Source organism: Coprobacter sp. (assembly GCF_982436375.1).
In genome coordinates, this window is the sequence record NZ_CEWDCG010000001.1 from 30317 (window position 1) to 42920 (window position 12604).

A 12604-nucleotide genomic window follows, 5' to 3' on the forward strand; every position below is an offset into this window, starting at 1 on the left:
AATCAAAAAGATCGGTTAAGCTTTCGGATGTTAGAAGACTATTCATAAAAAGTCGTTTTTTCTAATTATGGATTGTCTATACAATAAGAGTCTGTTTAAATTTTACTCGGGTCAGGTTTTGAGAATTTTTTTCGTGTATGTTTTTCTATTTTTACGAGGATGATAGCGAGCTATTTGACGAGGGAAAACGGGGGAAAAGACCGGAAGAAAACACAAAAATGACCTGATAATATTTTTTGTCGGAAAATTTAGATAGGCTCTAAATATTGTTGATGATTATTCTTTGAACTAAATCTAAATTATACATGAGAAGAGTTGTAGTGGCAGCTGGATGCATTTTCTTGTTATCGTGTGTATATATCAAAGCCGAAGAATGTTATGCAGAACAAACTTCTGTTGCAATCGCTTGCGATACGGTCGATTATACTAAAGGTTTATCTGTTTGGTTCGATACTCCGAATGATCTTTCGGGGAAAGAAATTTGGACTGTGAATAACGGGAACTCTGGCTCTAATCCCGATTTTGCGTGGGAACAGCGATCTTTTCCGATAGGGAATGGCAGTTTCGGAGGAAATATTTTGGGATCGGTTGAGACAGAACGTATAACATTGAATGAGAAATCTTTGTGGAAAGGAGGTCCTAATGTTCCTGGAGGTGCACGATATTATTGGGATGCCAATAAGGAGGGGTATAAAGTTTTGGATCAGATACGGCATTCTTTTATTCAGTTTTCAGGAATTAATTCCGTTGCTACGGAGTTGACCCGGAATAATTTTAATGGAAAATGCGGGTATGAACCGGATAGTGAGGAGTCTTTTCGTTTCGGGAGTTTTACTACTATGGGTGAGTTTCATATCGATACGGGAATCGCAGAGTCCGAAATATCCGATTATCGGCGGATACTCTCTCTCGATTCAGCCTTGGTAGTCGTACAGTTCAATGCAGGAGGGGCTTGTTTTTACCGTAAGTTTTTCAGTTCATATCCTGACAGTATAATGATATATCGATTTGAATGTACAAGACCGGGGCGACAAAATCTGACTTTCCGGTATGTGGCGAATCCTCAGGCTTCCGGATCGGTTGAAGCAGACGGAACTACCGGTATTGTTTATAACGGTCGTCTCGACAGTAACGGTATGCAGTTTGTCATTCGGGCAAGAGCAGTAGCGGAAAGTGGTACGGTGACGGTGGAAAATGGCGCGATTAAGGTAATCGGGGCTGATAATGTAACATTCTATGTGGCGGGAGATACCGATTATAAAATGAATTATAACCCGGATTTTAACGATGACCGAGCTTATGTAGGAGTCGATCCCGTTATGACGACACAGAATAATCTTGATTTTGCATTGGCAAAAGGGTATGATGCGGTTTATAATGCCCATCGGGCAGATTACTCCGCTCTTTTTGATCGAGTGAAGATAGACTTGAATGAGAGTAAACTTGTTTCCGATATTCCTACCGACATGCGGCTGTCGAATTATCGGAATGGCATTTCGGATCATTATTTGGAAGAACTTTATTTTCAATTCGGTCGTTATTTGCTTATCGCGTCTTCTCGTGCGGGTAATCTCCCGGCAAATTTACAAGGACTTTGGCATAATAATGTAGAAGGTCCTTGGCGGGTAGATTATCACAATAATATTAATTTGCAGATGAACTATTGGCCGGCTTGTCCGGCTAATTTGAGCGAATGTCAAACTCCGTTGATCGAGTATATTCGTACATTGGTAAAACCGGGAGAACGTACGGCAAAAGCTTATTATGGTCCGGACACTCGAGGCTGGACTACATCTGTTTCATCGAATATATTCGGCTTCACTTCTCCATTGAGCAGTCGGGACATGTCATGGAATTTCAGCTTTGTAGCAGGGCCTTGGCTGGCGACTCATGTATGGGAGTATTATGATTATACTCGGGATGAGGATTTTTTGCGAACTACGGGGTATGAGCTGATTAAAGGCAGTGCAGAATTTGCAGTGGACCATTTATGGTATAAACCTGACGGGAGTTATGCAGCAGCGCCATCAACGTCTCCTGAACATGGACCTGTCGATCAGGGTGCTACTTTTGCTCATGCTGTTGTGAGAGAGATTCTTTTGGATGCTATCGAGGCGAGCAAGATTCTTGATGTCGATGCTTCGGAGAGAGAAGAGTGGCAAGAGGTTCTTAATAAACTGATGCCTTATAAGATCGGTCGTTACGGACAACTGATGGAGTGGTCTGCAGATATAGATGATCCTAAGGATAAACACCGTCATGTAAATCACCTGTTCGGACTGCATCCGGGACGCACTATCTCTCCGATTACGACTCCGGAGCTTTCCACGGCATCGAGGATCGTATTGGAAAAACGAGGTGACGGTGCTACCGGCTGGAGTATGGGATGGAAGTTAAATCAATGGGCTCGTCTGCATGACGGTAACCATGCATATCTTTTATTTCAGAATCTTTTGAAAAACGGCACGGCCGATAATTTGTGGGATATGCATCCGCCTTTTCAGATCGATGGTAATTTCGGAGGGACTGCCGGAATAATAGAGATGTTGATGCAGAGCCACATGGGATTTATTCATTTGTTGCCGGCGCTTCCGGATAAATGGGCTTCTGGGGATGTCATAGGGTTATGCGCAAGAGGAAATTTTGAGGTTGATATTCATTGGGAAAAAGGAGAGCTTGTTAAGGCTGTTATTCGGTCTGGATCAGGGGGAATGTGTAGCATTCGTTATAAAGATTCTATGGTGAATTTCGATACAAAAGCCGGCAAAAGTTATTCTTTAATTTATGATAATTCGTTATTCCGAATTTTGGAAAATTAGGAGTAATAATGTTTTTGGGGGGTAGGATTATAGGAGGTTATTCTTGTTTTATTGTAAGAGCATTTAAGTTTTTTGATAATATTTTTTTGATTTTGTCATTGTATTGTAATATCTATTTTGTCCTTTTGCATTATTTTAGTATAATGCGATAAAAGATCGGATATAATGAGATATATAGAGAAAGAACTGGAAAATTTGAAAGATGAAGTCCTTGAAATGTGGACTTTGGTTTATTCGCAGTTGAATCGGGCAGGAGAGGCGTTGCTATCTTTAGATAAAGACCTTGCACGAGAGGTGATTTACCGGGAAAAAAGAGTGAACGCTTTTGAGTTGAAAATAGATAGTGATTGTGAGGATATTATCGGTTTGTATACTCCTGTTGCTGTAGATTTGAGATTTGTATTGGCGATGCTTAAAATCAATACTAACCTGGAACGTATCGCTGATTTTTGTGAGGGAATGTCTCGATTTGTTATCGATTATCCGCAAATCAGCGTAGATGCGGAATTATTGGATAAAACCAATTTGCGTGAGATGCTGGATACGATTAAGAAAATGATGGAAAAAGGAAAAGAAGCTCTTACGGAGGAATCTTCTTCTATTGCCGTAGGAATTTTCGATATGGATAACAGGGTCGATGAGATTAATCGTCAGGCTACTCATATTGTCGCTCGCTATATACAAGATAAACCCGACCGGGCAGATGAGTGTCTTCATTTGATAGGAATTATTCGGAAAATGGAACGTATAGGCGATCACTGCAATAATATGGCGGAAGAGATAATTTTTTATTTGGACGCTAAAGTCTTGAAGCATTCTACTAAAAAATAGGATATATGTTTGATATAAAAAATACGGGTGATTATTCAAAAGATGATCACCCGTATTTTTTATATTTTATCTTTTATTTATAGGAGTATTCCAGTTTATTTTCAGAGAACAATACATGATGATCGCCAATATGATAAATAATCCTATACTTCCGACTAATAGTGCATAAATTTCCATTTGGATGAGGATAAATATATAAGTATATAATAATAGTAACATCCCTCCTATTGTTATCGCTGTTTTTTTGATTTTTAATATTCCGCTTAGGTAGAATGTGAGCAACCCGATTGTCATTATTGTCGCTATTGCATAGGAAAGGGAGAAGTTAAGATGTTCGGAGATGGATACTAAAAGAGTATAAAACAGGCATAACGCCAGACCGATTAACAGGTACTGGAACGGGTGGATATTTTTCTTCTGTAAAACCTCGGCAAAAAAGCAGATTACGAAAGTGAGAATGATGATTAGGAATGCATATTTTATAGAACGTATTGATTTTTGGTATTGATCGACGGGTAGGAGAAGATTTACTCCGAAAGACGAATCATTTAAGTCTATATTCCATTTTTCGGCGGTGAAGACTTGCGGATAGTTCCGGTTCAGATTCAAGATTTTCCAAGTTGCTGAAAATCCGTTTTCGGAAACTTGTCTGCTCTCAGGAAGAAATGCTCCGGTAAAGCTGGGTGTCGAGCAGTTTGATTTTAGGGAGACGAGAGTCGTTTCTCCCAATGGGGTGAACATCACCGATTCAGAACCTTTTATCCGGAGATCTATATTGAACGGTACATCTTCGTCTCTATCTGATAATGATACGGAGCAAGATACCCCTGAAAAGATAAGAAGATTATCTACTCCGGAATTAAAAGACAAAGTCTCGTTTTTCCATTTCCCTTCTACTTGTTCAGTGATGCCGCGTAAATCTGAGATACCTACTATCAGTTTTGCTTCATTTAAGAGAAATTCTTGTCCGGTGATCTTTTTTTGCTGTAAGTATGCAATATCGAATGAGCCGGTAAGTTTGAGAGATGAACGATAAACGACAATATCGTATAATCCTCTTTTCAGGTCTTCTGTTTCTAAATTTCCTGAAATATGCAGCTCTTCCGGTAAGATATATAAATACCGTATTTCGGCTTGTCTCGTTTTATTTTCTTGCTCGATATATTCTTTATAAGGAATTACTAACATCGGACCGGTTATGTTTTGAGGTTTACTCCATTTTTGCTGTACTTCTGCAGATGCTTCATTTGCCGTTCTATTCCTTTCCGTGATCATGTTCTGTACCATCGTAATCGGTATGATCAAGGCGATAATTAGTAAAGCGATTAGAATAATCTTGATTGTCACAGCATTGCTTTTGTTGTTTCTCTTTCTTACTTCTTCCTGAATCGGAGTCAATTCGGTCTGTTCCATAGTCGAATATTTTAATTAATAATTAAAAAGTACTTTGTATTACAAAGTTTATGAATAAAAAAATTATAGGTTTTGACTTTTTAAAAAATCTTCTAAAGCCCGAATGTGGGAAATGAAAGCTTCCCGTCCTTCGGCAGTAATGGAAAATCTGGTATTGGGTTTGCGCCCTATGAATTGTTTATTGCTTTTTATGTATCCGAGTTCTTCTAAATTTCGGGAGTGACTTGCCAAATTACCATCGGTCAAATCGAGCAAATTCTTGATGGTGGTAAAATCAACGGAATCATTTACCATTAAGATCGACATAATCCCTAATCGGGCTTTGCTTTCAAAGGCTTTATTGATATGTTCGAGATTAGGCTTCATTATTTTCTTCGGTCATATTTCAGGTAAAAGAAGACTCCGTAGATGATATGAAATAGTCCGAATCCAGCAACCCAGAAAAGCAATCCGTATCCGGGGACAAAGCTGTCTATCAACCCTAATATCAATTCTGCGTACCCCAGATAACGGGTATTTGAATAGGTATATTTCGAACCGTTGATTAAAGCTATACCATAAAATATCAACATGATAGAAGATGTGAGACCGTAATGTTGTTGCAGCAGTAAAGAGAAACAAAGGATTCCTCCAGCTAATAACGGGACAAAGAAGTTGATTAACAGACGTATGGATATTGAATCTAATCGTAGCCTGAGACCATTCTTTTTTGCTTTTATCCAAGAAAGATAAAATGCTGTTATTAATGATATAGTTAATAGTATCAGTGCCAGAATGACGATGATTTGTAATCGGTAGGGTGTGTTAATGTTTAAGGTCGTAATTTTTGTAGGGTCAAGTATGTAATAGGCAATGTAAGCTCCGATAAAGGCGTATATGCCGACAAAAATTGCAGATAAACCGCTTAATGAGAGAAACTTGGAAGACTTCTCCATCAGGTTTTTTATTTCGCTTAATGTGCTTATTACTTCTTTATTTTCCATTTTGTTTCTGTAATAATAAAGTACTTTGTTTTGCAAAGTTGCATAAAAAAATTGTAAAAACAAATTTTTACGTATTTTTTTATCTGAGAAAAGAACTGGAGAAGTATGTATCGTATAGAATCTTTTTGCAAAATAAAAAGACTGTTCCGAAATTCCGGAACAGTCTTTACTTGTCATTACAAAAGAAACAAGATCATTTTTCTGTTTTGCTATTGGTCGGTAAAACTCATCTATCGGTTACAGTGTTTTTGAAGCGAAAGTTTAGTAGTCCGATTATGAAAGATAATCACTGCCATGCAAAAATCAGATGATGCTAATCTCTTTTGTTCACAAAATCATGTTATTCCATCGGATATAACGATCAAGTTATAAAGATATAAAAAAAGAAGTAAGGAAAACAACCGTTTTCTACATTTTGATGTTATAGCGCAACTTTTTGTTAATTTTTACAACTTGTATCGATACATTTGAGAAACGATTTGCTGATATTGGTTTTCTAATTGTAAATAATTTTGCATGCTCTCATACACCTGATTTGCTTCGATAAAATATTCTATCATCGAGAGCTGACCGTTTTCAAGGGCTTTGTTGAGTAAAGAGAGTGTTTTTTGGGATTGTAACAGTTTGTTGTATTCTTGCATAGAGACTTTTAAATTGGTCGCCTGATCATAGAGTTGTCGCAAAGTAGAAAGACTTTGCAGGCGGGTGTTTTCTATTTGCATTTGAGTATATCCGCTTAACGCTTTTGCCTGTTTTATTTTGTTTCGGTTTTCAAATAGCGGAATAGAAATACCGAACGATATGCCGTTATATTTATCTGTGGGCTCCATTTCTCGTATGTAACCGATCTCGAATTTAGGAAACCATAGGGATTTGCTTAGCGAAATATTTTTTCGAGCTACTTTCAGTTCGTTTTCGAGTGAACGTAATTCAGGGTCAGCGGCTATGGCTTCTTGACTGTAAATTTCAAAATTTTCCGGAAAATCCACAGGGGAATAATCGGTTAGCTCTTCTCCGATCGGTAAATTTCCATTTAAAGTTTGTAATTCTTTAAGTTTATTATTCCGTTCGGTTTCTATCAACCGCATTTGTGTTTTTATATTATAAAGTTCTAATTCTATTTTGTTGGTCTCCAAGATATTTGCATCACCGGTAGATAACCGTTTCTGATACAGGGCCGAGAGTTTCTGTACATTCTGAAGCCTGAGGCTCAGTAACTTTTGTTGTTGAAAGAGAGAAACCAGATCGAGACAGATTGTTTTTGCATTAAGCAACACTTGCTGGCGGATGATCTGTTTTTGCTGATCATACAAGTCTGATTTTAGATCATAGAGCTGGTTTTTATGAACATATACCGATGGAAAGTCAAAACTCTGCGATACCGACAGCTCTCCGGTTTTTCCTATCGAGGCCGGTTTTCCCCATTTCCGTTCGTATGATACATTTGGGTCGGGCAGAGTGTTTTCTGTTGCTGCTTCCAGTTTTTTAGAAAGGGTCAGTTGTTCACTGGCTTGTAATTCTTTATTGTTTTTTTCGATAGATCTGAGTATCGATTCGATGTTGTTCTGTGCCGCTAAATTTCCGGCACAGAACAACAAGAAGACAATTATATAGAATTTCATAAGTCGCTTTTTTTATGGTTCATAATCTGATAAACAATGGGAACGATAAATGCGTTCAATAGGGTAGAGCTTAATAATCCGCCTAAAATTACTTTTGCCATCGGGCTTTGGATTTCGTTTCCCGGTAGATCTCCACCTATTGCCAACGGAATGAGAGCAAGAGCGGAAGACAGGGCTGTCATTAAGATCGGGTTAAGACGATCTAATGATCCGTGTATGATGGTATCTTTCAGATTATAGCCTTCGTTTTGAAGATGGTTGTAGTGTGATACCAGCAGCATTCCGTTACGGGTAGCGATACCGAATAGCGAGATGAATCCGATAATTGCAGGAATACTTATTTCTCCGGATGTCAGTTTCAGCATGATAACTCCGCCGATCAAGGCTAAAGGGAGATTTAGCAAGATAATGCCTGATTGTTTTGCATTTCTGAATTCGTGATAGAGTAATAGGAATATTACCAATACCGAAATCATTGACGTCAGTAATAACGTCCGGGATGCGGCTTGTTCGCTTTCGAACTGACCACCGTATTCAATATGATAATCTTCTGGTAGCTTTATTGTTGCATTTATTTTTTCTTGTATATCTTTTACGACCCCGTGCAAATCCCGGTCGGCAACATTTGCAGAAATTACGATTTTGCGTTTGACATTCTCCCGGTTTATCGTATTCGGGCCGGATGAAGAAGAGATGTCTGCTACATAAGATAACGGTATTTTTGTCCCGTTTGCATCGATCATCAGATTTGCTATTTTTTCGATTTTGTCCCGTTCGTCATCCCGGACCTTTACCGTAAGGTCGAATGACCGTCCGTTTTCGTATACTTGAGATACAACTTCCCCGGCTAATGCAATATCGATGAATTCGGTAAATTCGGGCAGTGTGATGCCGTATTTGGCAAGCATGTCGCGTTTCGGATTGATTTTAAGTTGTGGGCGTTCGATTTGCTGTTCTACATTCAGATCGACGACTCCTTCGACATCTTTTATTGCCGCTTTTATTTGGTTGCCCAAAGAAAACATTTTGTTCAGATCATCACCGAACAGCTTGATTGCGATTTTTGCTTGTGTTCCGGATAGCATGGCATCGATACGGTGAGATATCGGTTGCCCTATTTCTACGTTTACTCCGGGCAAACTTCCCAATTTCTCTCGGATGTCGGCAATCATTTCTTCATGAGAACGTTCTCCCCGTTCATAAGGAGCTTCTATTTCAGAAACGTTTACCCCTAAGGCATGTTCATCCAGTTCTGCACGTCCGGTTTTTCGGGCTACAGTTTTGATTTCGGGGACAGATAACAGTAATTGTTCTGCCCTCTGTCCGATTCGATCCGATTCTTCAAGAGAAATTCCCGGTAACGTACTGATATTTATGGTAAACGAACCTTCGTTGAACGGAGGTAGAAAACTTCGTCCTAATGTGAAGAATAGTGCCAAAGAAACGATGAATAATCCGATAGTCGATCCTAAAACCGCTTTTTTGTGGTGTAAAGTCCACACTAAAGCTCGTTCATATACCTGTTTCAGATTTCGAGCGACCCACGGTTCACGGGAGAGTTTTTTATCATTTTTCGTGTCGGTCAGCAGGTAACTGCAAAGTACCGGAGTCAGGGTAAGAGCTACTACTGTAGAAGCAAATAGAGCTATGATAAATGAAATACCGAGAGGCATCAACATACGTCCTTCCATACCGCTTAAAAAGAATAGGGGAACAAAGCTGACGATAATGATGAGTGTTGAGTTGAGTATCGGCATACGTACTTCTTTGGATGCTTCGAAAATTACATCTATCGGACGTTTGCGTTCGTTTTCCGGTAACAGGCGGTTTTCTCGTAATCGTTTATATACATTTTCTACATCGACTATCGCATCATCGACCAGAGAGCCGATTGCAATTGCCATACCTCCCAGACTCATCGTGTTTATAGTAAGTCCCATAAAGTGAAGAGTCAGTATCGATACCAATAAGGAAAGGGGCAAGGCAACTAAAGATATAACGGTAGTCCTTAAATTCATCAAGAAAAAGAATAAGACGATTATGACGAAAACAGAACCTTCGAACAGAGATTTTTGTATGTTATCGATCGAATTGTCGATAAAACGGGATTGCCGGAATACATCGGTGGAGATGTGAATATCTGCCGGCAAATTTTTTTGTAATTCTGCAACGGACTGATCTAGTTTTTCTGTCAGTTCGAGCGTACTGGTATTCGGTTGTTTGGTAACCGTGATCAATACGGCAGGTTTTCCTTTCTCTGAAGCCATACCGAGTTTGGGCGCTTTGTTTCCGATTTGAATGTCTGCAATGTCTTCAAGTAGAACCGGAATGCCGTTTATTGTCTTTACTACTGCTTTGGACAGCTCATCGATATGATTTGTCGAAACTACACCTCTGACGATATATTCGTTACTGAATTCGTATAATATACCACCGTTTGCATTTTGATTCATGTTCCGGGTCGTGTTCATGACCTCGTTCAGTCCTATGCCGTAGTGCTTCATGCGGGCCGGGTCGAGCAATATCTGGTATTCTTTGATTTCTCCTCCGATAACCGTTACTTGGGCGACACCACCGGTGGAGAGAAGTCGCGGTCTGATTACCCAGTCGGCCAAAGTACGTAAATCCTGTAAAGACGTAGAATCGGATGTGATGCCGAGTATCATGACTTCTCCCAATATAGAAGATTGCGGTCCGAGAGTAGGAGTCCCGACATTTGCCGGTAAGCTTTCACTCATTACTGCCAATTTTTCGGAAGTAATCTGGCGAGCTCGATATATGTCCGTGCCCCAGTTGAATTCTACCCATACGACAGAGAACCCCGTTGTCGAAGAGGAGCGCACGCGGCGTACGTCTGTAGCCCCGTTAACAGCCGTTTCTACCGGAAAAGTAACGAGGCGTTCTACTTCTTCAGAAGCCATGCCCGGAGCTTCGGTCATAATTACGACCGTAGGGGCATTCAGGTCGGGAAATACATCCACTTCCATTTTCATGGCAGTATAACTGCCGATAAAAAATAAAAGTATGGCTGCAAAAAGTATTAATAACCTGTTATGCAGCGAATAGCTGATAATTTTATTTAGCATAATCTGTTCCTCCTGTTAATGGCTGTGAGAATGACCTTCGGGAATAATGCTGCTGTTTGCCGCAAGTTTTACTTGGTAAGCGCCTTTGGTTACGACACGGTCTCCGGGTTTTATTCCTGAAAGGATTTGTACTTCTTTCCCGTCATTGACTCCGAGAGTAACTTCTTGTTTTTTGTATCCTTCTTTATCGAGTTGGAGATATACGAAATAACTTCCTTGCTCTTCGGTGAGGGCTGTTACCGGAACAGTTATTACATTATTTATATTTCCGGATAAAAGAAAGACTTCGACATAAGATCCGGGTATAATGTCTCCCTTATTGTCGAATTCGAATATGACCGGAAGATAAAAAGACCCGTTGTCGGAGGAGCGTCCGTATGATTTTAATTTTCCATTCAGGCTTTCTAATGTATAGACTTTGTCATTATACGGAGTTTTAAAATGGGCGGAGGTTAGTGTCGGAAGGAATTGATAATATCGTTCTGAAACTTCGGCCTTCAACATTAACCGGCGATTTTGAGAAATGTTTAGTAACGGTTGACCGATTTCGACATAATCTCCGTCATTAACCAGCCTACTTTTGATGAATCCGTTCATCGGAGATGTAATTGCAATGCCGTTGTTCCCCTGATGTCCGGCTGTGGCTTTCCATGCGACACGAGCCGTTTCATAACTACTCAATGCTTGGTTATATTCTTTTTCGGATATGATCTTATCTCGATAAAGGATGGCCGCACGTTCATATTCTTTTTGGGCGGTTCGGTAAGTTATTTCAGCCTTTTCAGCCGGATCTCCGTCCTGTATGTTCTGGGCTGAAATAGAAAGCAATATTGTTCCTTTATTTACGGCAGAACCTTCGGTAAGGGATGCTTTCCCGAAAGAGACTATTCCCGAAGAGGTTGCTGCAATAGTCATATCGTCTCCTTGCGCGGCAAGAACTTGTCCGGATGTTTTAATGACATTTCGGAATGTCTTGGGCTGTATTTCCGATATGACTATACCTGCTGCTTGAGCTTTTTCTTCGGTAAAAATTATTTCGTCTTCATGTTCGTGATCAGTATCGACTTCGTTTTGTTGATGTTCGTGATCGATGTCTTTGGGGGTATTGTTATTGCATCCGGCAAAAAAATAAGCCGAGGCAATAATACATATTATAATATGTTTCATTGAAAATTTGTTTTTAATCTGATAATATTTCGTGACGGACTACTCGTTACTTATCGTACACAATAAAATCTCGACACGATAAAATTGAAAATTGTCGTTTTATATATAATCAGATTAAATGGGGTGGAGCTCGTAATCCGGAAGAGAGGCCTTTGTATTCAGAAATGCAAAAGTCTTTATGAGGAATAGGCAACGTTGTACATTCCGTTTCGTCCGGTCTGAAATCGAAAGAAGTGATTGTTGCGGGAAGTGCAATGAAAATATTTGACTGGAGGTCGGGATTTCCGGTAGAAGTCCGGTAAGCGGCAAAACGCGCAAGGCAGTCAGTTTCACAGTCAGGCCGGTGTGTAATATCCCGATTTTGTCCGTTTTCGGGAATTTCGGATAATTGCAAGCATATTCTACCGTCGATATGGTGGTGATGAGGCACAATTGTAACGAGCAACATGCAGCATGCCGCTAACCAAAGAAAAGGTAGAAGTACTTTTTTTTTCATTAAAATAGTTCCTGTGCAATTGCTCTTTGTGTACAAAGGTAGTAACAAAAGATCGGATTAGGAAAATGGATACTCGTGTTTTTTTATTTTTAACAAGAATGTTTGATCCATTCGGGCCAAGAACTTTTGTCGGTGTTCGTGTTTGCATTTTTTGTAAGTAAAGTAGCTTATAATTAAATATTTATTT

At 39.6% G+C, this 12604-nt stretch carries 9 protein-coding genes; 2 read left to right on the forward strand and 7 right to left on the reverse strand.

Annotated features, from left to right (window positions below; translation table 11 throughout):
- Positions 1 to 305: 305 nt before the first annotated feature.
- Both AC1WHX_RS00140 and phoU read left to right on the forward strand, forming a co-directional pair.
- The gene (locus AC1WHX_RS00140; RefSeq protein WP_302544822.1) at positions 306 to 2819 is read left to right on the forward strand and encodes a glycosyl hydrolase family 95 catalytic domain-containing protein; all 2514 of its coding nucleotides are present in this window, start codon (positions 306 to 308) and stop codon (positions 2817 to 2819) included.
- A 162-nt stretch (positions 2820 to 2981) separates the two neighbouring features.
- Entirely contained in the window at positions 2982 to 3650 is a 669-nt protein-coding gene (gene phoU / locus AC1WHX_RS00145; RefSeq protein WP_031258360.1) for a phosphate signaling complex protein PhoU, read from the forward strand.
- 66 nt (positions 3651 to 3716) lie between these two features.
- Here phoU and creD read toward each other — a convergent pair whose 3' ends face one another.
- The 7 genes from creD to AC1WHX_RS00180 form a co-directional block, all read right to left on the reverse strand.
- Complete coding sequence (gene creD / locus AC1WHX_RS00150; protein WP_302544821.1) at positions 3717 to 5063, reverse strand: cell envelope integrity protein CreD; 1347 nt, start codon at positions 5061 to 5063, stop codon at positions 3717 to 3719.
- A gap of 63 nt (positions 5064 to 5126) precedes the next feature.
- Positions 5127 to 5429 (reverse strand): winged helix-turn-helix domain-containing protein, encoded by a 303-nt coding sequence (locus AC1WHX_RS00155; RefSeq protein WP_009319153.1) that lies wholly within the window; start codon positions 5427 to 5429, stop codon positions 5127 to 5129.
- Positions 5429 to 6046, reverse strand: a complete 618-nt coding sequence (locus AC1WHX_RS00160) for a hypothetical protein (protein WP_031258362.1) — start codon at positions 6044 to 6046, stop codon at positions 5429 to 5431. Before AC1WHX_RS00160 ends, AC1WHX_RS00155 begins: the two co-directional genes overlap by 1 nt.
- Before the next feature lie 446 nt (positions 6047 to 6492).
- Positions 6493 to 7668, reverse strand: coding sequence for a TolC family protein (locus tag AC1WHX_RS00165; RefSeq protein WP_302544820.1), 1176 nt, complete (start codon positions 7666 to 7668; stop codon positions 6493 to 6495).
- Positions 7665 to 10754: an efflux RND transporter permease subunit gene (locus AC1WHX_RS00170; RefSeq protein ID WP_122338428.1), complete on the reverse strand. Its 3090-nt coding sequence runs from the start codon at positions 10752 to 10754 to the stop codon at positions 7665 to 7667. The genes AC1WHX_RS00165 and AC1WHX_RS00170 overlap by 4 nt, the downstream gene beginning before the upstream one ends.
- 15 nt (positions 10755 to 10769) lie before the next feature.
- Positions 10770 to 11921: an efflux RND transporter periplasmic adaptor subunit gene (locus tag AC1WHX_RS00175; protein ID WP_481228784.1), complete on the reverse strand. Its 1152-nt coding sequence runs from the start codon at positions 11919 to 11921 to the stop codon at positions 10770 to 10772.
- A 109-nt stretch (positions 11922 to 12030) separates the two neighbouring features.
- Positions 12031 to 12417, reverse strand: a complete 387-nt coding sequence (locus AC1WHX_RS00180) for a DUF6769 family protein (RefSeq protein ID WP_022600680.1) — start codon at positions 12415 to 12417, stop codon at positions 12031 to 12033.
- Positions 12418 to 12604 lie beyond the last annotated feature (187 nt).